This is a genomic window from Sinorhizobium sp. RAC02 (assembly GCF_001713395.1).
Lineage (GTDB): Bacteria > Pseudomonadota > Alphaproteobacteria > Rhizobiales > Rhizobiaceae > Shinella.
In genome coordinates this window covers 86,591-107,935 of record NZ_CP016451.1, presented here as the reverse complement: position 1 = coordinate 107,935, position 21,345 = coordinate 86,591, and the positions used below count along the sequence as shown (strand labels likewise).

The following is a 21,345-nucleotide window of genomic DNA, read 5'->3' as shown; positions in this document are numbered from 1 at the left end:
GCGATGAAAGCGATCGTCTTTGATGAATTCGGAAGCGCGGATGTTCTTGGGCTTGCCGAAGCACCCATGCCTGAAGTGCGTCCCGACGACCTTCTGGTGAAGGTCATGGCGGCAGGTCTCAACCGCGCCGACCTTCTTCAACGGGAAGGCGTCTATGGCTCGCAGAGCTATGGCGACAGTGACATTCTCGGCCTTGAGGTCGCAGGAGAGGTGATAGCCATGGGAAACGCAGTTAGCGGTTTTGCTGTTGGCGATCGCGTCATGGGGATCGTCGGTGGCGGCGCCTATGCCCAGTATGCGCGCCTCGACAGCGGAATGGCGACAGCCATCCCGGCCGGCATGTCGTTCACGGACGCAGCCGCAGTCATGGAGAGCTTTGTGACAGCCTGGGAGGCGCTGGCACATCTCGGGCGGGTCGCGGAGGGAGAGATCGTTCTCATCCATTCTGCTGCAGGCGGTATCGGATCGGCTGCTGTCCAACTTGCAAAAGCCGTCGGAGCCACTGTGCTGGCCACTGCATCCGGAAACAACGTCGAAAACGTACTCGCCCTCGGCGCCGATGCCGTCTTCGATTACAAGCGCGTCGACTTCGAGGCTGAGATCATCGACGTGACTGCCTCACGTGGTGCCGATCTGATCATCGACTTTGTCGGCGGGTCCTATCTCGCCCGCAATATTCGAAGTCTTGCGCCTGGTGGCCGGCTTGTGCAGGTCGGCCTGTTAGGCCGCGATGACGATGCCATCATTCCTCTCGGGACTGTTCTTCACAGTCATCTGCAACTGCTGGGGACGGTCATGAAATCCAGATCTCGATCAGAAAAAAGAGCGATGATCCGCCGGTTCAGGGACGATGTGCTGCCAATGATGGGCAAAGAACTTCAGCCCGTTGTCGGAGCACTGTATCCTCTCTCAGCTACATCGGATGCGCATCGCCGGATGGAAGCCGGCGGTGTGTTCGGCAAAATCGTTCTTGGCGATTTCCATGAGTGATGTCGAAAACTTTGTTCATTGCTTTTGAAGGAACCTGAAGCGGCGACCCTCGTTCGAGGCGATTTCAAGGAGAATTCCACGCTCTCATCTTCGGCGCATCTTTTGTGCCAGAGCCATCGCGCGGGTAGAGACTCGGCTTCGGCGATTTTCGTACCCCGTCTTGGAAAAACGTATCGCCACGGCCCGCCGTCAAGCTGATCCCACATCGCGGTTAGTCAGCCTTGACCGGTCTGCCGTGAGGTCAAGCAGACGCCTCGGCCGTACCCATCAATACATCCTCACCAACGGCACCGACCAGGAAATCCAGAACAGCACGGACACGCATCGGAAGATTGCGGCGTGAGGCGTAGACAATGGTGATCGGCAACCGCACGGGCGGAAAGGCCGGCATCACCTTGACCAAGCGTCCCGCAGCGATGTCATCGCCGCCAAGAATGTGAGACAGCACCGCCAGTCCACCGCCGGCGAGAACGGCGCGATGCACCGCTCCGGTATTGTTGAAGATCATCCTCGGGGCGACCTTGACCCTTTCGATGTTAGTGCCATTCAAAAAACTCCAGGACCGCTCCTCACCGCCACGATTGTAGCAGATGCAATCATGGTCGGGGATCTCAAGCAGATGGCTGGGCATACCCCGCCTCTGGATGTAGCTGGGCGCGGCAACAAGGAAGGCTGTCGTCCAGCCGATCCGGCGACAGATCAGACTGCTGTCGGACACCTCGCCGAGGCGCACTTCGAGATCGATCCCCTCGCCGACCAGGTCCGAAGACTGTTCGCAAAAGACGATATCGACGGACAGACCGGGACGGCTCGCCAAGAAGGCGGGAAGCCGATCGCTGATGTAGAGACCGAGCGCCGCCGGCAGGCTAATCCTGACTTTTCCGAAAGCCATGCCCTCAGCCGACGCGGCTTCGCCCAGCGCATCCACCGCATCGATAACTGTCTGCGCCATCGAAATCATCTGCTCGCCCTCGACGGTGAGGGAAAGGGCGTTGGTCGAGCGATGGAACAGCCGTGTGCTGTAGTGTTCCTCAAGCGACGAGACCTGCCGCGACACCGCCGGCTGGGTCAGGCCGCGATCCAGCGCCGCCGCAGAGAATGACCCTGTCTCGGCCACGCGCAAGAATGTCCTCAGCGCTGAAACGACGTCCATCCTGCTCCCCCTCTGCCCCATACCATTTGGAATAGGCGTTATGCCGAAAGCTTAGGCCGGTTTTGGTTGCCTGTCCAGTTCTTAAGGATATTACGTATCCATAAGGATATTTAGAGTCCTTAATAACGGAGAAAGCTATGACACAACGCCTCAACTACGCCGCCCAGTCCCCCGAATTTTTTAAGAAGGTGTCCGAGCTCAGCATGTCGCTGAAAGACAGCGTCATCGAGCAGACGATCCGCGATCTCGTCAATATCCGTGCCTCGCAGATCAATGGTTGCGCCTTCTGCCTCGACATGCATGTGAAGGAAGCCAAGATCCACGGCGAGAGTGAACTTCGCCTCTATCACGTTTCGATCTGGCGGGAATCCAACCTGTTCGCTCCCCGCGAACGCGCAGCCCTTGCTTGGACCGAAGCCGTTACCGAGCTGCCTAAAGGCGGCATTCCTGACGAGCTTTACGAGCGTGTCCGCGGCCAGCTCTCGGAGAAGGAAGTGTCCGACCTCACCTTCTCCATCATGACCATCAACGCCTGGAACCGCGTCAGCATTGCCTTCAAGGCCGTGCCCGGCTCGGCCGACAAGCTCTACGGCCTCGACAAGGCTGGCCTCAGCTGAGGTCCGAAAGACACCCGCATTTCACCGACAACCACACGATGTCAGCACGGCTGACGGAGGAACGAGCATGAAAATCGTCATCATCGGCGGAACCGGCCTGATCGGTTCGAAGACCACCGAACGCCTTCGGTCAAAAGGCATTGAAGTGATCGCCGCCTCTCCCAATACCGGCGTCAACACGATCACCGGCGAGGGGCTGGCCGAAGCGCTGGCGGGAACGGAAGTGGTTCTCGATCTCGCCAATTCCCCATCCTTTGAGGACAAGGCCGTTATGGAGTTCTTCGAGACCTCCGGTCGCAATCTGCTCGCCGCGGAAAAGGCGGCTGGCGTGAAGCACCACATCGCGCTCTCCGTCGTCGGAACGGACAAGCTCCAGGAAAGCGGATATTTCCGCGCCAAGCTGGCGCAGGAAAAGCTGATCCGCGAGGCCGGTATTCCCTACACGATCGTCCACTCAACTCAGTTCATGGAGTTCCTCGGCGGCATCGCGCAGTCCGCCCTGGTTGAGGACAAGGTTCATTTGTCGTCGGCCTTCGTGCAGCCCATCGCTTCCGACGATGTCGCGGATGCGATGGCCGACGTGGCGCTTGGCCCCCCGGTCAACGGTTTGATCGAGATCGCTGGACCAGAGCGTTTCCGGCTCAATGAACTGGTCGCCCGCTATCTGGAAGCAACGGGTGACACCCGACAGGTCGTTGCCGATCCCGAGGCCGAATACTTCGGCGCCCGACTGGAAGACCGCACGCTGGTTTCCGACAACAATCCGCGGCTCGGCAAGATCGGTTTCGAACAGTGGTTCGCCACCGCTCCTCGCAAGTAAATTACCTCTCCGCGGATATGAAAGACAACATCATGATCAGACACACAATTGCAGGAATGGTAATCGCAATCTTTGCCTCGGGAACCGCGACTGCGCATGACGCACCGGGTGGCGGTTCAGCATCGAAGGTCACCCTCGTCTATGAACACGAGCTGCCGAATGTGCCGGGCAAAAGCATCAAGGGCGTCCTGGTAGAATACGGCCCAGGTGGGTACTCCGACGCGCATACGCATCCTGACAGCGCCTTCATCTACGCCACCGTGCTGGAAGGATCGATCCTCAGCCAGGTCAATGACGATCCGGTCAAGGAATACAAGGCTGGAGAACACTTCTCCGAACTGCCGGGCGACCGCCACGGTGTCAGCAAGAATGGCAGCGACACGAAACCCGCCAAGCTTCTCGCCGTCTTCGTGGTCGATACCAATCAAAAGGAACTGACCTACCCGATCAAGAAGTAGAGATCTCGACAAGGACCGGATGCCGTCGCCGCATCCGGTCCCCTTTGCCCTTTAAGTCTGGAGTGACCTGCCATGGCCGTTGACCTTTCCGCACTGGCATTCGCAATCGTCGATATCGTGGGCGTGATCGGCATCCTTGTCTGGCATGTTCAGGGCAAGGATCGACCAACGGCGCGCCTCATCGTCCAGATCCTGTTCTTTGCAGCAATGACCGCGACGTTCCTGTCGCAGGGTATCCTTCCGTTTCGCGTGACGACGGGAGAGCTTGAAGGCCTGACCGCCTATCTCGGGAAATCCGCGCGCGTTCTCTGGTGGGTCCACCTCGCCTGGGCAACGATCGGCTTCGTACGCCTCTACATTGCGCTCGACCGCCGGCCGCAGGAGGCACGACTGATCCAGGATCTGATCGTCGCCGGCGTTTATCTGGGCGTTACGCTTTCCATCATCGGCTTCGTGTTCGGCGCACCGATCAGCACGCTCGTCGCCACCTCCGGCGTGGTCGCCATCATCCTTGGGCTTGCCCTCCAGAACACCTTGGGCGACCTGTTCTCTGGCGTGGCCCTCACACTTGGCCGACCGTTCTCGATCGGCGACTGGATCCAGTTAGCCGACGGCACAGAAGGACGCGTCGTCCAGAACAACTGGCGCTCGACGCAAATCCTGACGCCGGCACATAACGTTGTTGTTCTTCCCAACAGCGCGCTCGCCAAACTCAGTCTTACCAACCTGACGCGACCGGATGAATCGCACCTCGTCATATTGGCCATCCGCATTGCGGCCGACCGAGAGCCATCCGCCATCGAAGCAATTTTGTTGTCTGCACTGGAGGATTGCCGGTTCATTGTTCAGGAGCCGAAGCCAATCGTGGCATTCAAGGGGATCGATGCGATCGCAATCGATGTCGAATTGCTGTTCCGCGTGACCAGCCCTGCCAACCGAGTGCCGGCGCGCAATGAGATCATCGACGTCGTCAGCCAACACTGCGCGACCCATGGTCTCGGCTTTGCAATGCCGGCGCACGCCTATCTTGTCGTCGCTAGTCAGGGTGACAAGACGGAGGAACCCGGATCGGTCCGCGCTCTACCCCGCGCGCTTTAGCACCCAATCGAACGTTCCCGCCCAGATGCCCGGATCGACTTCCTGCTCCAGCGTTTTCCCAAGGTCGGCAAACGTGACCTTGCGAAGCGCAGTGCGCCAGGCTTCGTCGGCCTCCCACATGATCCGCGCAATCGCACACGAACCGCTCTCACAATAGTCCTTGGGTCGGCAGGGATTGTTGGCACGGATGTTCTGGCAGACGAAGGTCCGGCCTTTCCCCTCCACAGCTTCGACGACATCAAGGAAATTCAGCTCTGCCGGCGCCCTTGCCAGACGATAGCCGCCCGAAGGGCCAAGTGTCGTATGGACGAGTCCGGCCTGCGACAGGCTCTGCAGTGCCTTTGAAAGATATTCCTTTGGAAGCCCATGCAGTTCTGCCAGCGCCTTGGTCGACAGATAGCGCCCGTCAGGCAGGCCGGCGAGAATGGCGCAACAGTGGAGTGCCCATTCGACTTGGCTTTTGAGGATCATGCGATGGGGACCTTGGATTGAAATTAAGGATATATGATATCCCTATTTTGAATCGCTGTAAATACAGGCGATTGCTGGATGGACCATTTGGCCTGGCATGCTAAATGTCCATCATACGGCTATCGATCGATTTCGGTCCGATGCATCGCACCGATCCGTGTCGGAACGGTACTCGAATTTATTGGTGAAATGGTGCGGCAGAATTGATTGATGGCATCTTCGAATAGCTGACGATCTTCGGAGATACGGCCATCCCCAGGGGAATGGCCGTAAGTTGCCTGCTCAGCCCGGACGACCACCCAGCGACAAGCCGGTCAACTGCTCCGAAACCAGCCAGAGCCGTTCCGCCGCCTGTGGATCCATGGCCCAAGGCGCCAGACCTTTGGTGCCGTCCGTCTCCGCTTGCGGCAGGGCGACCTCGCAATCTTCGCAATACACACCGCCGATACCGTCGAGTTCGGGCCGCGTTGCTGCCCAGACGCTCGTTGCTGCCCCTTGTTCCGGCGTCTTGAGATCGCGCGATGGATCGACCCGGCGATTGCCATTCTCGTCATAGACATCGAAAGAATTGATCTCGTCTTCGCTGAGATGGCGGGCGAGATCGGTCAGAATTACGCCCGGATGCAATGAAAATGCCCGAACGCCGAGCGCGGCTCCACGCCGATCAAGCGCAAGCGCAAACAGCGCATTTGCCGTCTTCGCCTGGCCATAGGCCTGCCACTTGTCATAAGGGCGAGCCTTGAAATCAATGTCGTCGAAGTCGACCGGCCCGATTTGATGACCGCGCGACGATACAGAGATCACCCGCGCGCCGTCTGCCTTGACAAGTGCTGGCCACAGACCTGCAACCAGCCGGAAATGGCCGAGATGATTGGTGGCAAACTGGCTCTCGTGCCCAGCCTGATCCCGGGCAAACGGCGTTGCCATGATGCCGGCGCTGTTGACCAGGATTGAGATCGGCATGCCCGCCGCAACGATCCTGCCAGCAAAGGCGGCGACCGATGAGGGATCCGCAAGATCCATCGCTTCGATAACAACATTGTCGATACCGGCAAGTGTACGTTCGGCCTTTTCGCGATTGCGGGCCGGTACGATGACACGAGCGCCGGCACCTGCGAGCGCCCGCGTCGTTTCGACGCCGAGACCGGAATAGCCGCCGGTGACAATTGCCGTCTTGCCGGAAAGATCGATGCCCTCGGTGACCTCGCGCGCCGTGCTGGCCGCACTGAAACGAGATCCAATAGGTTTCTGTTCGGACATGTTGTAACTCCTTCATTTGTGGCTCTGGTGTCCGCCCCTTATATCGGTTAGGTTTTCGGAGCCCCCAGCCTGCAGGATCCGGATTTCTGTCGTGATCGTCCAAAATATTCATGATCCTCTATCCGATGTGCTTAGCGCCATCGATGCGCGGGCGCTGTTTTCTGTGCGTTTCGCGGCAGGCGGCTCGTGGTCCGTTGCTTTTCCTCCTCCGGGCTACCTCAAGTTCAATGCGGTCCGCGAAGGCGGTGCCTGGCTGATCTCGGAGGGAGAGGCGCCGTTGCGCATTGAAGCCGGCGATTGTCTGGTGGTCAGCGGCAAGGCGTTTATGCTTTGCAGCGATCCCAACGTGAAGCCGATAGCGGCGGCAGAGGTGTTCGCCGGGGGCAGTCTCGATGTCTCAGTGGGCGATGGTCGGGATTTCGTTCTGCTCGGCGGCAGCGTCAACCTCGACACCGTCGACGGATCACTCCTCACCGACGCCCTCCCGCCTGTCGTCGTGATCGACCGCGAAGAGGCCGGACCGATAGGCTGGCTGCTCGAACAGTTGGACTTGGAGTGGAACAGCGCAGCACCTGGTGCTCGCATTGCCTGCAACGACCTGCTGCGGCTGGTGTTTATCCATGTTCTGCGTGCCTATATGGCGCGCCAGACATCTCAGCATCCCGGCTGGCTCGCCGGACTTGCCGATGCCCGTCTGGCGCCGGCACTGCGGGCCATCCACGCCGATCCGTCGCACCGCTGGACGGTTGAGGCACTCGCGTCTCTTGCTGGCCAGTCCCGCTCCGGATTTGCCGAGAAATTTCGCGCCACTGTCGGAGCATCGCCGATCGACTATCTCGCGAACTGGAGGATGCGGCTTGCCGCCGCTCGGCTACGGCGTGGCAACGAGCCGCTGCCACGGATTGCACAGTCGCTCGGCTACGCGTCTGACAGCGCTTTTGCCGCCAGCTTCCGGCGCGTCCTCGGCCAGTCACCTGCACGTTATCGTGGCCTGTATCGCGACAAGACACGGAGTGAGGTTGTTAACTCCTGATTGCTGACTCGCCTATCGGCCCGTCGACTGCTCTGGAAGATACAACGGCAAAGCAATTCGCCACTATCTGTGACCGCATCCGGTCTGCACCCGCATCATACGCCTTGAACGGATCCGAACCAGCGACGCCACTCTTCAGCCAGGGATTCACGTTTTCAAATTCGATCAGCTACTTGCGCTTCGTATGGCCGTATGGGGCTGCCCGCAGAATGCCCGTTTTGCATCACCAATAGTCGAACACCTGCCGTTCGCCGCCTAGCGAGCACCACGATTGTCATCATCCAGCGGTGTCGGTGTCATGGCTTGATGCATTGTTGCTCAGCTCGATATGGAATAGGGCCTTTCATAAACCCGAAGCGTGGCGAGGCCCACCGGAGTTGGCTCGGAGAGTTGTCAACTGCAGGGACTTTTCTATTTGGGTTCGATGGATCATAGCGAGGGCGTTGAATCATGGACAGGCTGCTTTCTCTTGCGAAACATCTAGCGAGCCTGCTTGTGCCCACTGCGGTTGTGTTGGTGGCGGGTAGCAATATCCCTCTTCCTGGTATCGACCCGGAATTCATTGCACGCCAGGCCTCGGGCAATACCGGCCGAGCAATGGAACGTCTTTCTATTCTGGCGCTCGGCCTAACGCCGATCTTGAATGGCTTGGCGATCGGTGAGATCTGCCGAATTATATTCCAGTGGTCCCCAGCGCCGAATAATGCCAGCCAATCGACAGCTCCCTGGACAACTATTTTGACGCGGCTTGTTGTGCTGACCGTCGCTGCCTTGCAGGGTTATGGTCTCGCAGAAGGTCTGGAGGCTTCGAGTGCTTTGAAAGCCGCCGGGCCGGCAGCCAAGCCGGTGATCGTCTTTACCCTCGTTGCAAGCACAGCTGTTCTTCTCTGGCTGAGCGAGCGTGTCAGGGTTCCAGGCCTGCGCCATGGGCTGTGGCTCCTTTGGAGCGCAACCTTTTTCCTTTCGCTTCCAGGAAATCTGGCTGGACCGGTCGAGGCCACTCGGGTCGGTGCCATGCCAGCGGTCAACTGGCTGCTGAGCGCTGCCTACATTGTCCTTTCCGCTGCTGCGGTCGTGGCGGTAAATCTCTTTTGGATCAAACGCGTCCGTGCGAGCGGCAACTGGGGACCACATCTAAATTTAGATGAACTGTCGATCTTTGCATGGCCGATCTTCCTCTCCAGCTACGCTGGTGGCTATGTGCTCATGCTGTTGATACTTCTGACGCAGGGGAACTGGCAGCTTTCGGGAATAGCACTCAAAGCAACTGCTAGCCTAACGATCGCCGTTCTCATCCCGGTTTTCGTTTTTGGATACGCGCGACTGTATCTGAAAGCACTTCAAGATCCTGCTCTCAGTCGATCAGCGATCTATTCTGCTGCAGCGATTATCGCAGCGCTCGAAATTTTGCTCTTCCTGCTGGGGTCGTTCCTGATAGAAATTGTCGACCTACCCCTGAGCGTCAACGGCGTTCTGCTCATCGTTGTCGTCACAACCTTTCTTGCCTCCGGCCACACCCGGCAACGGAGTCAAAGGTCCGCCGATGACAAGATATTTTTTTGAGTTCCTCGTATGCGTCTTCGTCGCTAGCTGCCTCCTGATCGGTTACGCGAATGTCCGCATTGTTTTCCGCATGCGAAGCATTGAGCGCGACGACACCAGAAACCTGCGCTTAGGTGAACGCGCCGGCCGCAACTTCTCGAGAAATACACGATGGATGACCGATCCTCTGTTTCGCGCGGAGCGCAGACTGCTGATCTTTGCCCTCCGCGCGGCAGTCACATCCGTCGGCATCATGCTGGTCACGAGCGCGTTGACGGGTCAGCTTAAGTTTGCGGGGTGATAGCGATCTGCTGGAAAGGAAGGGTGAATGATAGTGCCTCAATTTCGATTTGTGATGCTTTTAGCAGCCGGCCTCGCGGCATTCGCTGACATGTCCGCCGCCCTCGCCGAGAGCGATGCCGACCGACGTGTCGCACAAGATCCCGAAATACCGGTTGCGACGTTACGCCAGCTTTGCCGCAGCAACAGCGCTGGAACGTCCCCAGAAAAGGAGATCGATGCGAGCGCAATCTTACAACAGCAGGAGAAGGCGCGGGCAGCCTGTGACCACTTGGTCGATGCTGCTGGCCTTCAAGGCCGCGATCTCGCCGAAGCTTTGCTTGACCGCGCCGATTTGAACGCGCCGGGCGAAGACCAGGCCTATAGGTCCGCATTGGCAGACTATGGCCGTGCCATCGCAGTCGCGCCAGGCTTCGCTGATGCCTATTGGCGGCGCGGCAAGGCGAACATCTTATATGGTCGCAACCTTCCCGCAGCTCTAAAAGACGTCAACGAGGCGATACGTCTCGACGCTTCGCAAGCGGAGTTTTATGTCACCCGTGCGTCTATCTCGAGTTGGCTTGGAGAGCCCGACGCAGCCTTTGCTGACCTCAACCAGGCACTCTCCTATGATCCAAGATCCGTGCACGCGCTGACCAATCGTGGCCTTTTCTACTTGAACGAAGGCGACACGGCTCGCGCGCTGACGGACTTCGACGCCGCGCTCCAACTCTCGCCAAGCGATTCCGGACTTTATAGCTTCCGGGCCGCTGCTCGGCGCGAGGCAGGCGATCACGAAGGAGCCAAGGCAGACGAAGCAAGGATGGCCGAGTTGATGTTCGCTGAACAATGACCGGATGAGCTCTAGGTCAAGTCGCAGTGTTCGGCAATGCGACTAGACCTTTCGTCAATGGCGCCAAAGAGCCACCCAGCGGTTGCCGACCCGGTGGGCCGGCCTATAATGCCTGGCTCGACAGGGCAAAGCAGCGGCACCTGGAGATGGGCAAACCGGCCGCTGCAGCAGAATTTGGAGGGATGACATGTCTGGACAGCGGCCCCCGAGCTCGGTTCCGAAGATCTGGCAGTCGGCTGCGTCGGCCGCTTTTCGCAAGAGCTTCACTTTGGAGCTCGATGATCATCTCGACATCTTGCACCAATCGCGTCAGCTGCTACCTGCTGACGTAACTCTCGGATCGGTTGGGCTGGCAGCTCTTTTCGTCTCGCTGATTACCAACTTCGATAACTGGCAGACTGGCCAAATCATTAAGTTGACCCTTTATGTCGGAGCGACGGTCATCATTTGCGTTGGCCTCACCTACCTGCTGCTTCCGCCCGGCCGAGCCTTGCTGAGATCCATGTATCGCCGACGGCTGGCGAAAGCAGGCCTTATTGGAAAGCCGGTCGACTCCACCGTGGACGCAGCCGGTATCAGCTACACTGTCCTCGGTCAGACGGTTACCTGTACCTGGGATTCGCTTTACGCGATCGAAGAAGACGCCGGAACTTTTTATTTCTGGATGTCCAGGACGGTGTCCCACCCATGGCCTTCACGGGTGTTCATCTCGGAGGAGGAGCGCCAGAACTTCCGAGACAACGTTTCGCGTTGGTCAAGACGGTTGTTGTCCGAGCCGATCCTCGCTCGGATGGGGGCGGCAGGAAGAGCAAACCTTCCTGAAAAGGACCTGACGACGGCGGATAAGCGATGAAGCCCACCCGCCTTCTGACAAGGGACGAGTTCAGCGCGTGTTTTGCCGAACCGATGCAGGACGTTACGGCGAGCGCCGAAGCTGCCGTCGATGTCTGGCCTCATGTGGATGCCATCGTTATGCCGTTGGGGATCAAGGTCTACGACGTGGTTAGCGTTTACCGGAGCGCTGACGGGCAACTCGAACATATTCTGATCGGCACCAACCGCAACGAGTTTTTTCTCGTCCTCATCGTCGATCTTGCAGCACGAGAAGTGCACGGCCACCATCTACTTGATCTGGTCGCCGAATATAGTCTTTAGGTCAATCCTTTGGAAATGGTAGCTATCGGAATTGCTGTTGAGGCCCAGGATCCGTATGCCCACGGCATCGCCTAGTGGCCTGAAGGGGGCATAGACAAACCCGACAGCGTCTCCTCTATCCGCTACCGTTGTGTCCTTCAGTGCGCCAAGCGTTTTTGCTGGGTCGGGGACGGCTCTCCTGAAAAGTCTCTCGAATGCTTCAGCACTTGACCTCAAACGTTCAGCCCAGTCTAGAGCCTCAAGATGCCCGGAGCGTGTCAAACCTGATGCGATGGCCGCGATGGGCCTCGCCAGCCGTGGAGTGGTTGGCGGGGCCCATAGCGGCAATCGCCAGGGCCATGATCGTTTTGAGCATGTCGTCTCTGATCATGCGCTGACTCAGACTCGTCTGAACATGCCGCGGATCCGATGAAACAGCAAAGACAATCCGTGGCGCGGAAATAGGCTCAGCTTCTCGCTGCGAGCAAAACTTTGGGTAGCGGAGGAGCAGTTGGCATCGGCAAAGGCGACGGCCTCATCAAGGAGTTGTCGAGACCTTCGCGTTTTGCCAACGCGATGATTGAGCTTGGCGAAGGTCACGAATGCGCTGACGCGGCGACCTCGATCTACACGGTCATCTACAAGGGCGTAGCTGCGTTCGCCATAGGCGAGCGCCTGTTTCATGTTGCCCCGCTTCTCCTCGGCTGCGGACATAAGGCCAAGGAGGTGGCTCAGTTCTTCACTATCGTTGCCGTAGTGGCGCTCAGCATCGGCCAATAGAGGCTCATACCAATCTAGCCCCATGCGCGCTGTGCCCATCGTGTCTTCGTAGACGCCCCGGTTAAGCCGGATAGCAAAGGCCTCTGCGGGGGGGCGTCCACTTTGAGGATGGAGAGCCAGGGCGCGCTCGAGATGCATCGCTGTCCTCGGTCCGCCGCGCCAGGCAGTTCCGGCACCGCGCAAACCAAGTGCATGAAGTAAAGGCTCATGTGGGGAAGGACGCCGGTTTCGGCATGCGCTGCAAGCGCACGGTCGGCGTGCTCGAGGCAGATCAAGTCACCGCGTTTGCCTTCAAGCAATGCGAGTTCGCAAAACAACCTTGCTTCCGAGGCACGATCAGGAAGAAGCGGCTCGGCCAAGCAGTTCATCGCGCATTTCGGCACCGGGAAACAAGGCGTCCGGGTCGTCCAGAAACGTTTTCAAATTGGCGAAACGGGAGGCGAAATCTTCCATTGCTTCTTTCTCTGTTCACGCGAAAACTTGCATCAATAGAACGGGTGTCAGCGCGGTTTCGGCGTTAGTGCCTGCCGCCCTTCTTTCTTGTACGCCTGCATGTAGCGTGTGAGGTAGGCCTCGACCCGAGCGACATGACCCGCATCATAGGTGTCGCCGCCAAACATGAAAGCCTTGCCGGCTTCCACCGGATAGGCGATGGGCGAAAGATGTTTCGCGACCGTGTAGTAAGCGGAAATATCCTCACCCTGATCGACGTCGCCCCAAATCGGCCTGTCGCCCGCCGTGATCACGAGAGCGTTGTCGAGCTCTTCAACGGTGATATCGGGTTCCGCCTTGAGCGCGACAGCGACATCGGGGATGCGTGGCCAGAACTCGCGTCCGATGAATGTCTTCCAGCCGAGATCCGGAATGCCCGGTTGCTCGTCTTCTTTCCAGCGGTGCGCCGAGCCTTCCCTGCGCAGTCCATCGGTCACCATAGACGGTGAGATGTCGATACCAGTGCGATAGCGCCCGATGGATCGTCCGAGCATGAAGGCAAGGCTGCTCTTGTAGGGCGGGAGGAAGAAGCCCATGCCCATCACGGCCCAGATGGTGCGTGTGCGGCCCAATTCCCCGGCAATGTCTTCTGCAAGGCTGAGGATGCGAGCATCATCGGCTGGAAGGTCGAGTTCGAGGAAGCATTCGTAGCTGCGCTGCTCGACACCGAAAAAAGGTAGGGCCGGCTCTTCGAAGTCAGCGAACGCACGGCTATAGCGGCGGAGGCCTTCGCCATAGCTGGTTTCCTCGCGGGCGAAAAAGGCCCGGCCGTCTTTCTTGAGAGAGGCCGTGATTTTGCGAAGCTTGCCCTTGTGGCCGGGGAAATTATAGGAAGCCGTGTCGGCCGCCTCGTCGAAAGCCGCCTCGAACATTCCGTAGGCTCTGGTCAGCCCCGGTCGGTTCGCTTCATCGTGGATATCACCTTCGAGCACGGCGATGATCCGGAATGCCGGTACCGCAATGGGTGCGCCTTCGTAAGTAAGGAACTCGATCAATGTGCCCTCCCGCATCCGCCCGCCCTTCATCGGCACAGTCCGGTTTAGTGGGCGTTTATGTCATTTCTTCATTCTCCACCCGTGAAGGAAGGGTGCCGAGGAGGAAGCACAGAACCTCCAGCAGTTGCTCGCCTTCGTCGCAGGCAGAGAGAGATCTGACCTACTCTTATAGGTGCTGTCTCCCGGTCTGATCCGGCCGCCGGTTAGCGCCGAAGCGTGAATCTTCTTCGCGGCCCCGGCATAGCGGTCTGACGGCTGCTGGAGTTTTGGTCAGCTCAGATAGCGAGGACCGTTCGGTAACTTTTGACTCAGGTCTCGTTGCCGCGCCCTGTGTGTCGCGAAATCATAGCCTTGTCGTTCCTGAAACGACCTTGTTTCGCTGTTCATGAAGTCCGAATAGGTCTGCATCAATGTCAGCGCCTTCACGAGCTCGCCCCGTTCAGCGTAGACATCCATAGCTTCGCGCAACACGGGGTAGGCCTCACTGACTTTTGTCCCTCCCGTCGGAATCGAGGCAAGTTTTGCACGTCCCCTCCAGATCGGATCTTCCGCGAGATCCACCGGGCCAGTATCAAGACGAGAGAACCAGCGCGCAATATTATCGACCGGCCCACCAAAACCGAAGCTCGGTGGAGAAATAATCATCTGAACGGCCAAGCGGCAAGCCTCTTCGGTACGCCCTATTCTCAAGTACTGGCCGGCCAGCGCAGCCAGCGCTTCTGTATATTCCGGCAACGCAGCCACAGCCTTTTCAAGTTGTGCAACGGCCGGCTCAAACGCCTTTTGAGCAATCAGTTCACGCGCCATTGAAAAGCAATTCCTCGGCGAATCCGGGTCTTCTTCAACAGTCGGCAGCTCTATCCAGTCATGACTGTCGATACCTTCGGTCTTCCTCAGGAACGCCTGCAAGCCACTAAAGCCTGGCTCAAGTCTCCCGCCGTCATGCTGCGTTTCCGCAATCAACGGCTCCCTGTTCTCCCGACCTACCGGCCAGTAAAAACCAAAATAATCGCCATTGCCGAGCTGATGGGCCTCAAAGGTTACGAAACCTAACGGGAGGTAGCCACTGAGTCCTGCAGCCTTGTTTATTCTCAGGTGCTCCACACCTGCCGGCAGCCGAAGTCCTGCGCCCTGCGCAGGCAAGGACGCGTCAGCCGCTATGTCGGACGAGAACAGGCGTTTGAGGTAATGTAGCAGACCCGAGCTCATGCTTGTCTCCGAGATTCAAGATTTTACACTAGCGATGAACGAATGGTACATCTTCATCGCCAAACACGCATGATGGTTTGGCCGGAAGATGCAGGAGGCAGCGGTCTGGTCGTTGGGCCCATTGACTGAAACGTTTGAGAACCGTTCCGTTGAAGGCGGACTATCGGCCGAAGTCCGTTTCGACTTCCCGGGCGCTGCTGATGAAAGGGCGGAGTTGGTTATCGATGGTTACAGCGACGACACCTATAGATTGCTTTAACTCCTCAATGCGATGACAGCGGGGCAGATCGAAAGTCTGCAAACCCGGTCCGAAGAAACCTGAACACGAGCACTAGCCATCCACTTCGTCTCTGCCGCGCTCGTCGACACGGTTTGGAAGGGTCACCGTGACGCCATCTTTCGAGACCCAACTTGGAAGGCTGCGTGAATAGGCGAACTGAGCCTTTAGCTTTTGATCTCCCAGTCCTGAACTCTCACCGATACCCCGTGCTCGGGATCGAAGCCCGCTTCGACGTGGAATTCAAAAACTGCATCGCTCTCAACGTGAACCGTCGCCTTTTTGCCGAGCAGTCGCCAGATTTCGGCAGGGTCTGAAACGACTGGAAATGCTTTGTCCCAATCTTTCCGCTCGTTTAGCCCCATCGCCTCGAACTCGGGATAGAACCGCTCCTGGTAGAGCTTGAACACATAGGCTTCGAAGGCAGGCCGGAAATCGGCATTCTCGATAATCTCCTTGACGAACCCGATGCGATGCGCTGTCAGCGCATCCTCTTCGCCCTCAACGCGGAGTTCGGCCTTCAACTCGCTCCAGGCCGGCGTCACCTTTTTCTTCGACTGCCATTTGTAGGTAGAGTCGAAGGCGAACGTACCGACCCCGGCAACCTTCACGCCCGGGATCGTCGAATTCAACCGATGCACGATCGACCAGTTCCCTGTCGCCTGATCGTGAAACAAAAGATATTCCTCCTTCAGCTTCAGATTCTCGCCGACGACGCTATCCACCGACACGACCATATAGTGGGGCGTCAGCCGTTCGGCGCCATAGATGCCGTCATACTTCGCCGGCGTACCGATCTTGACGTCGCGTCGCCTGACAGGCGTTGAACCATGGAAGGGATTGGTCGGCAGGTCTTCAGCCATCGAACGGCCAGCCTCCGTCATGCCTTCTGCGGTCTCGTAACGAGTGGATCGGGTGTGCCGCTGCTTCTCGATATTGCGGGCCCCGTCGAAAATGGTTGTCTCGCGATTGTCGAAGAAGAAATGCAGCAGTGCGGCCGGATCGTCCATGACCGTGGGTTCAATCGGTGGTGCGGCGATGTAGTGCGAGAACAACCGGTCGAACAGAGCCGCATTGTTTTTCGCGGCAATCGGCTGGAGCTTCCTGGACGGCCCGATCTGCTCAAGGAAAGAGGCGAGATCAGCGGCAAGGCGGATCGGCTCGGATGGCGTTTGGTCACCAAAATAACCGATCGGACGAACGCCCCAGATGGAACCGTAATCTGGGTGGTTTAAGTTCACGAGCAGCCGCAACGAGACGGACGGATTGAACTCGCCTTCTATCTTTCCGATCGGAAAATAGAGCGTTGGTCCGTGAGGCAGCCGGCCTCCTTCGTTGCGCTCCAGGTAGTTTGCGTAGCCGCTCCGGGCAAAGGTCTCATGTTCAGCCGCTTCGAACATCAGCTCATAAATATACTCCCCATTTTTGACGAGGATCGAGCGATGATCGTAGTCAATCTTTCGCCAGCCGACATTCGTCAGATACCAGCGGAGCTCGTCCGGAAACGGCCGGTCGATCAGCGCCTCGCAGGCTGCGATCTCTTCCTCGGGATATTGATAGGGAAAGTACGGGTCCTTTTCGAACGGCAGCTTCGCTACGGCCTCTTCAATCTTCGTCACGCGACAGGTCCTTTCGCTCTTTAGGCGCTCCGAACGGTAGCCCAATCGATTATCATCAGATAGGCCAGTTCACTGCATGGCCAAGGAGGTGAGCCCCTCCGCCCAGGCAGCTCTCCTCGTCATTCCTACGGAAGGCAGCGCGGTCATTCGGGTCGTGAACCAGCCTCTGCATACAAGGCGCTCAATGCGGCAGTCTGGGCATTTGGCGGCAGAGCGCTGATACGGAGGCGCTGGTCGGCGGGCATGGGTAGAGTATCGATCAGCCAGTCCGTCAATGTCCCGGCGTCCGGCGAGGCTTCAAGCCTCATTGCTTCGTAGCCGGCAAGGCCACCGAGTTGGCGGGCGAGCAGGCCTCCGCCTCGCAGATCTTCCAGGACCTTGCTCCGCAGGTCAGTCACCGCGACGGAAAGCGCCGTATCGGGGGTTGAGGGAAGCGGGCGGATTCGGACGGCGGCAATTGCGTTCGGCGGAGTAGGTTTTGGCTGCCTTCGAAAGAAGCCGGTCGTACCAAGTTTGGCATACGCGCCCTCCACGAAAAATCCCGCGACTTCGGATATTTCGACAATCTGGCGGGCGAGAAACGAATAACGCATGGCCTCGCCCGGGCGCCCTCCGCTTCCGTGGCATTGGGCAATGACCGCCGGTGCGCCGGGGATGAGTTCGGCCGCCACGACGAAGGGTTGGTCGAAAATGGCGAACTTATCACCGTCTGTAGGCATCGCCGCTTCGATTGGAGCTTCGCCTTGTGTCGAGAAGCTCTGACCGGCTCTGGACACGTTGACGGATGCGAACGCCGGATAGTGACGGTCGAAATCGATCGGTTTCGCAGGCTTTGGCGTATGGATGTAGATCTCATCGGTGGCAACGGCATCCGTCAGGCATTCGAGATCGGGCGGACGTTTCGCCGGCTTTATAACCTGCGACGGACTCGGCTGAAACCGCACCACATAATTCGGTAAGGTGTCGGCACCATCATCTTTGGCTCCCCGCTCCGCAATCCATTCAATCGCGGTCACCGTAACGGCATAGATGCCGTTCGCAACGTCGATCCAGTATTCCGGATAATCCGACGTCTGCGTCATCTGCTCCGCGCCCGGCAAGGCATCGGTGTTGTCGAGAAAAACCTGGCCATGGCGCACGGTGTAGGGAAAGGTCCAGCTGGGGCCGGCATAATGTTGCTCCCGCTCCGTCATGGCGCCATTCGTGACGCGCACGGCAAATCCTCCGTCGCTGTTCGTGCACCAGGCAATCAGCCGCCCTTTTGTGCTTTCAGCCGGAAAAATAAAGGATTCGGAATACCAGGCGATCGGCCATTCACTGGCATGGGCGAGATCGTCCGGGTGAAAGAGCACGATATGGGCAACATCGGTCGAAACCATCAAGGTCTTTGAAAATTCCGTCATGAAACATCGTCCCTCAAGCGTATGGTGGATGGAACCACTCCGGACAGACAATCGAGATCGCACGGCGTGGACCCACGAAACATAGGTGTGTTAGCTTCGAAATGTTGCAAGAAGAAGGACGTGCCATGGCCTTACGACCACACAGATGGATGACACGCGACTTCGTTTTCACAGCACCTTTCGGATTTCCGGACGTCGTTGCACGTGAACTCGAGCGCTTCGATCTGCGCCCTCATCCGAGCGGGTCGGAGCGACCGCTGCTCTTCGTGTTCGCACGAGATGCTGACAAGCCATGGGAAGCCGAAGCGATGTTCGCGGAGGTTTCCGCAGATTTGATCGGGCCGAACGGTCCAGACGAATGGACTCTAACCCCCGTTCAAGTGCTTGGACGCGAAGGACGCTACGGCACGGGGACCGGACCGTCCGTGACGGCAGGTGTGACCATCGTTCGGGGTCGGGACAACCGCGTGTGGGCATTCGGCTGGCGCTCGTCAACAAGCGAAAGAGACGCCGTCGAGACTGGTTTCATGGCGCTTATGCAAGGTCTGCAGGCGCGCAGTGATCGCATCGGCGAAAAAACGCTTCGGTCGCAGTTTCACGGCCAGGAAAAGGCCCGCCAAGCGACCCTAGCGGCCATCGATGCAGGACAGGGATCGGAAACTGTCGATCCCGATGCTGGGGATATCGTCTGGGAAGAACGCTTCGCCGCAGCTTTAGGAGAAAGTGGGCCGTCGGCGGTGTCGCAGTTCTGGATGGACGCCCTGGCGCTGGTAGAGGAGCCCTTCGGCGAAGAGGCGCCCTTGGCTGCCAGCCGCATCGGCGGCGGGCCTGACCTGCCGGCGGACATGTGGCCGAGCAATGAGCGCGGAATGCGCCATCCGTTTCTGATGCAGATCAATCTCGCCGAGATCAAGGCTATGTGCGGGCCGATGCAGCCTCTGCCGGACGAGGGTCTTTTATCCTTTTTCGTGCACGACGATGCCCTGCTTCTCGATGTCGTCTACACGCCGCCCGGCGCGTCTCTTGTGCGTCATCCAATGACGGAAGCCCTCATCGAGGCCTCTGCCGCCGCGGTCGCGATTGCCGCGGATCTCGACCCTGATACACCGGCCGGTCCCTTGCCGCATACCGAAGGAGACCTTGTCACGGCGGAATTGCTAGCCGACGGAACGCTCAGCTTTGCGCATACGCCTGATCCCGTGTGGGCAGTCGGCGAACCTGGATCCACCTTCGACGCGCTGTCGGACGAACGCTGGGCGACGACGGCATATGCGCGTTTGAGACCCCGGCGAACCCGATCCTTCAATGCCGCGGTTGCCGAAACGAGGATCGAGGAAACGAAGGCTGGTTCGCTCGACGACCTGACTGATACGCATGAGGCATTCGAGCGTGCGTTGACGGGCCCGCTTGCAGGCTCGGGAACGCCTCAAATCCATCAGATGCTCGGTCACGCAACGATCCGCGGAGGTATCGACTGCCGAGACGAGGCGGTAACTGCCGATGTCTCCATGGACTTGCCGGAGCTCAGCGACCCATCCCAATGGATCGTTCTTGTCCGGCTGCGCGCAGGATCGGCGACCGGCCGCGTTTTCTGGGATGCCGACGACCTTGTCATCATGGCTCCCGCCATCGACGTTGCAGCCGGGCGGTTCGACCGCTGTGTTCTTCTCTCAGGTTAGGCAGAAAGCGTTAAGCCATGTCCGGGCCCATGCCATAGCTGGTATTTGCGGCATTCTGGATCATTGCGATGGCAACCGGCGGCAGGATGAGGCTCCAGACGGCGAGCCAGGCGATGGAGACCAGCCGTCCTTCGCCTCTTTCGCGCGCGCGATCGTTGAGAAGATCGCCGAGAGTCATGATGAGGATCGGCAATCCGAGCGGCACCAGGATCGCGATGAACATGGCAGCAAGCGGCGTGAGCAAACGCCGGGACGGTCGAGCGCCGGCCAGCTCGCCGTGGATGCGATAGACCCAATAGGAAAGATAGATAAAGGCGGCAATGCAAATGCCGAGGACGAGAATGGAAACAAGGAGCATCACCGGAGAATAGGTGACGTCGAAACCACTCGCCTGAGACAGATAGACGCCGAGCACCGTCACAAGTATCAGGATCGGCGGGAAAAGCAGGATGATTGCGACCAGGAGAGGTGGGCGCCGCCGGGGCGCTAGCGGCTTATGTCGCGCAACCGGCGGTTCGTCGAAGGCGAGCTGTCCGGCGGGCAGCAGGAGTATGACAGCAAGCGTCAGGCAAGCGAGGAAACCCAGGACGAGAGGCAGGCCCCCCTGGTCGAGTGCATACAGCAACGACGCGCCGATCGGAGCAAAGCCTGAGGCCAGTATCGTCGTTGACATGAGAGCCAGAGCGCAGCCGAAGTCGATTTTGCCTGGACGCCCTCCGGCCAGAAAGATGGCGATCGCAAGCGGATAAACCGCCCGAACAGTGCCCAACACTAAGCCAAACGCAAACAGAAACATTGGTGATCCCCACAGCGCGGGCGCTGAGACCAAACCGGCGGCAAAGACAGCGCAGAAGACTAAAGGCACAATCAACGCCGGGCGACCATTGCGGCTCGCGACGACGAAAGCGAGGAACGCGCCGACAATCCAGCCGACTGTGGAGGCGAAATAGAAGATCCCGATCGCCTGGGTGCTGCTGCCATTCGATTGTAAGATCAAAGGGAGCATTGCGCCAAACCCTCCTCCGGCAATCGCCAGAAACAGGGAAGATAGAAAGACGGCCCAGTAGCGATACGTGCTTAGGAAATCAGCCAGCGTCCATTCCACCTCGTGAGACGTGGGTGCCATCTTATCCATCGTCAAACCTTTTCTCTATTCAGTGTGACTGCATTTGAACCGAATTTG

20 protein-coding genes are annotated in these 21,345 nt (G+C 58.7%); 11 read left to right on the top strand and 9 right to left on the bottom strand.

All coding sequences use genetic code 11. The features are described from left to right. The first annotated feature begins 3 nt into the window (after positions 1-3). Positions 4-990, top strand: a complete 987-nt coding sequence (locus tag BSY16_RS20350) for an NAD(P)H-quinone oxidoreductase (RefSeq protein WP_069061732.1) — start codon at positions 4-6, stop codon at positions 988-990. 241 nt (positions 991-1,231) lie between these two features. Here BSY16_RS20350 and BSY16_RS20345 read toward each other — a convergent pair whose 3' ends face one another. After that, positions 1,232-2,143: a LysR family transcriptional regulator gene (locus tag BSY16_RS20345; RefSeq protein WP_069061731.1), complete on the bottom strand. Its 912-nt coding sequence runs from the start codon at positions 2,141-2,143 to the stop codon at positions 1,232-1,234. A gap of 137 nt (positions 2,144-2,280) precedes the next feature. On the opposite strand from BSY16_RS20345, the gene BSY16_RS20340 reads away from it, so the two are divergent. The 4 genes from BSY16_RS20340 (at position 2,281) to BSY16_RS20325 (ending at position 5,136) form a co-directional block, all read left to right on the top strand. Next, on the top strand, positions 2,281-2,760 hold the full coding sequence (locus BSY16_RS20340) for a carboxymuconolactone decarboxylase family protein (protein ID WP_069061730.1): 480 nt from the start codon (positions 2,281-2,283) through the stop codon (positions 2,758-2,760). 67 nt (positions 2,761-2,827) lie between these two features. Beyond that, positions 2,828-3,580 (top strand): SDR family oxidoreductase, encoded by a 753-nt coding sequence (locus BSY16_RS20335; protein ID WP_069061729.1) that lies wholly within the window; start codon positions 2,828-2,830, stop codon positions 3,578-3,580. 32 nt (positions 3,581-3,612) lie between these two features. Next, on the top strand, positions 3,613-4,038 hold the full coding sequence (locus tag BSY16_RS20330) for a cupin domain-containing protein (RefSeq protein WP_069061849.1): 426 nt from the start codon (positions 3,613-3,615) through the stop codon (positions 4,036-4,038). A gap of 72 nt (positions 4,039-4,110) precedes the next feature. Continuing rightward, positions 4,111-5,136, top strand: coding sequence for a mechanosensitive ion channel family protein (locus BSY16_RS20325; RefSeq protein ID WP_069061728.1), 1,026 nt, complete (start codon positions 4,111-4,113; stop codon positions 5,134-5,136). Here BSY16_RS20325 and BSY16_RS20320 read toward each other — a convergent pair. After that, complete coding sequence (locus tag BSY16_RS20320) at positions 5,119-5,607, bottom strand: Rrf2 family transcriptional regulator (RefSeq protein ID WP_069061727.1); 489 nt, start codon at positions 5,605-5,607, stop codon at positions 5,119-5,121. The two genes, BSY16_RS20325 and BSY16_RS20320, sit on opposite strands and share 18 nt — an antisense overlap. A gap of 282 nt (positions 5,608-5,889) precedes the next feature. Further along, positions 5,890-6,867: an oxidoreductase gene (locus tag BSY16_RS20315; RefSeq protein ID WP_069061726.1), complete on the bottom strand. Its 978-nt coding sequence runs from the start codon at positions 6,865-6,867 to the stop codon at positions 5,890-5,892. A gap of 91 nt (positions 6,868-6,958) precedes the next feature. Between BSY16_RS20315 and BSY16_RS20310 the strand changes: the two genes are divergently transcribed. From BSY16_RS20310 to BSY16_RS20285, 5 genes are all read left to right on the top strand, one after another. Then, on the top strand, positions 6,959-7,900 hold the full coding sequence (locus tag BSY16_RS20310) for an AraC family transcriptional regulator (RefSeq protein WP_069061725.1): 942 nt from the start codon (positions 6,959-6,961) through the stop codon (positions 7,898-7,900). Between the two features lie 450 nt (positions 7,901-8,350). Further along, complete coding sequence (locus tag BSY16_RS20305) at positions 8,351-9,463, top strand: hypothetical protein (protein WP_069061724.1); 1,113 nt, start codon at positions 8,351-8,353, stop codon at positions 9,461-9,463. Between the two features lie 307 nt (positions 9,464-9,770). Next, the gene (locus BSY16_RS20295) at positions 9,771-10,574 is read left to right on the top strand and encodes a tetratricopeptide repeat protein (RefSeq protein ID WP_069061722.1); all 804 of its coding nucleotides are present in this window, start codon (positions 9,771-9,773) and stop codon (positions 10,572-10,574) included. A gap of 187 nt (positions 10,575-10,761) precedes the next feature. Then, positions 10,762-11,427, top strand: coding sequence for a YcxB family protein (locus BSY16_RS20290; RefSeq protein WP_069061721.1), 666 nt, complete (start codon positions 10,762-10,764; stop codon positions 11,425-11,427). After that, on the top strand, positions 11,424-11,729 hold the full coding sequence (locus BSY16_RS20285) for a hypothetical protein (protein WP_069061720.1): 306 nt from the start codon (positions 11,424-11,426) through the stop codon (positions 11,727-11,729). Before BSY16_RS20290 ends, BSY16_RS20285 begins: the two co-directional genes overlap by 4 nt. 378 nt (positions 11,730-12,107) lie before the next feature. Here BSY16_RS20285 and BSY16_RS20275 read toward each other — a convergent pair whose 3' ends face one another. The 5 genes from BSY16_RS20275 to BSY16_RS20255 all read right to left on the bottom strand — a co-directional run bounded on the left by BSY16_RS20275 (position 12,108) and on the right by BSY16_RS20255 (position 18,483). Continuing rightward, positions 12,108-12,527, bottom strand: a complete 420-nt coding sequence (locus tag BSY16_RS20275) for a hypothetical protein (protein ID WP_150130081.1) — start codon at positions 12,525-12,527, stop codon at positions 12,108-12,110. A gap of 461 nt (positions 12,528-12,988) precedes the next feature. Beyond that, positions 12,989-13,975: a DUF3396 domain-containing protein gene (locus BSY16_RS20270; protein WP_150130080.1), complete on the bottom strand. Its 987-nt coding sequence runs from the start codon at positions 13,973-13,975 to the stop codon at positions 12,989-12,991. A 270-nt stretch (positions 13,976-14,245) separates the two neighbouring features. Beyond that, positions 14,246-15,184 carry a tetratricopeptide repeat protein gene (locus tag BSY16_RS20265; RefSeq protein WP_069061716.1) on the bottom strand — a complete coding sequence of 313 codons (939 nt, stop codon included), beginning with the start codon at positions 15,182-15,184 and terminating at the stop codon, positions 14,246-14,248. A gap of 444 nt (positions 15,185-15,628) precedes the next feature. Then, entirely contained in the window at positions 15,629-17,080 is a 1,452-nt protein-coding gene (locus tag BSY16_RS20260) for an SMI1/KNR4 family protein (protein ID WP_069061715.1), read from the bottom strand. A gap of 143 nt (positions 17,081-17,223) precedes the next feature. Further along, positions 17,224-18,483 (bottom strand): hypothetical protein, encoded by a 1,260-nt coding sequence (locus BSY16_RS20255; protein ID WP_069061714.1) that lies wholly within the window; start codon positions 18,481-18,483, stop codon positions 17,224-17,226. Positions 18,484-18,632: 149 nt separating this feature from the next. Between BSY16_RS20255 and BSY16_RS20250 the strand changes: the two genes are divergently transcribed. Further along, entirely contained in the window at positions 18,633-20,162 is a 1,530-nt protein-coding gene (locus BSY16_RS20250; RefSeq protein WP_069061713.1) for a DUF1963 domain-containing protein, read from the top strand. Between the two features lie 10 nt (positions 20,163-20,172). Here BSY16_RS20250 and BSY16_RS20245 read toward each other — a convergent pair whose 3' ends face one another. Continuing rightward, positions 20,173-21,297 carry an MFS transporter gene (locus BSY16_RS20245; RefSeq protein ID WP_069061712.1) on the bottom strand — a complete coding sequence of 375 codons (1,125 nt, stop codon included), beginning with the start codon at positions 21,295-21,297 and terminating at the stop codon, positions 20,173-20,175. Positions 21,298-21,345: the final 48 nt, after the last annotated feature.

Bases quoted from the DNA above. Each gene is read 5' to 3' on its own strand.
- BSY16_RS20350 (WP_069061732.1), top strand. From the start codon at position 4: ATGAAAGCGATCGTCTTTGATGAATTCGGAAGCGCGGATGTTCTTGGG.
- BSY16_RS20345 (WP_069061731.1), bottom strand. From the start codon at position 2,143: ATGGACGTCGTTTCAGCGCTGAGGACATTCTTGCGCGTGGCCGAGACA.
- BSY16_RS20340 (WP_069061730.1), top strand. From the start codon at position 2,281: ATGACACAACGCCTCAACTACGCCGCCCAGTCCCCCGAATTTTTTAAG.
- BSY16_RS20335 (WP_069061729.1), top strand. From the start codon at position 2,828: ATGAAAATCGTCATCATCGGCGGAACCGGCCTGATCGGTTCGAAGACC.
- BSY16_RS20330 (WP_069061849.1), top strand. From the start codon at position 3,613: ATGATCAGACACACAATTGCAGGAATGGTAATCGCAATCTTTGCCTCG.
- BSY16_RS20325 (WP_069061728.1), top strand. From the start codon at position 4,111: ATGGCCGTTGACCTTTCCGCACTGGCATTCGCAATCGTCGATATCGTG.
- BSY16_RS20320 (WP_069061727.1), bottom strand. From the start codon at position 5,607: ATGATCCTCAAAAGCCAAGTCGAATGGGCACTCCACTGTTGCGCCATT.
- BSY16_RS20315 (WP_069061726.1), bottom strand. From the start codon at position 6,867: ATGTCCGAACAGAAACCTATTGGATCTCGTTTCAGTGCGGCCAGCACG.
- BSY16_RS20305 (WP_069061724.1), top strand. From the start codon at position 8,351: ATGGACAGGCTGCTTTCTCTTGCGAAACATCTAGCGAGCCTGCTTGTG.
- BSY16_RS20295 (WP_069061722.1), top strand. From the start codon at position 9,771: ATGATAGTGCCTCAATTTCGATTTGTGATGCTTTTAGCAGCCGGCCTC.
- BSY16_RS20290 (WP_069061721.1), top strand. From the start codon at position 10,762: ATGTCTGGACAGCGGCCCCCGAGCTCGGTTCCGAAGATCTGGCAGTCG.
- BSY16_RS20285 (WP_069061720.1), top strand. From the start codon at position 11,424: ATGAAGCCCACCCGCCTTCTGACAAGGGACGAGTTCAGCGCGTGTTTT.
- BSY16_RS20275 (WP_150130081.1), bottom strand. From the start codon at position 12,527: ATGGGCACAGCGCGCATGGGGCTAGATTGGTATGAGCCTCTATTGGCC.
- BSY16_RS20265 (WP_069061716.1), bottom strand. From the start codon at position 15,184: ATGAGCTCGGGTCTGCTACATTACCTCAAACGCCTGTTCTCGTCCGAC.
- BSY16_RS20255 (WP_069061714.1), bottom strand. From the start codon at position 18,483: ATGACGGAATTTTCAAAGACCTTGATGGTTTCGACCGATGTTGCCCAT.
- BSY16_RS20250 (WP_069061713.1), top strand. From the start codon at position 18,633: ATGACACGCGACTTCGTTTTCACAGCACCTTTCGGATTTCCGGACGTC.
- BSY16_RS20245 (WP_069061712.1), bottom strand. From the start codon at position 21,297: ATGGATAAGATGGCACCCACGTCTCACGAGGTGGAATGGACGCTGGCT.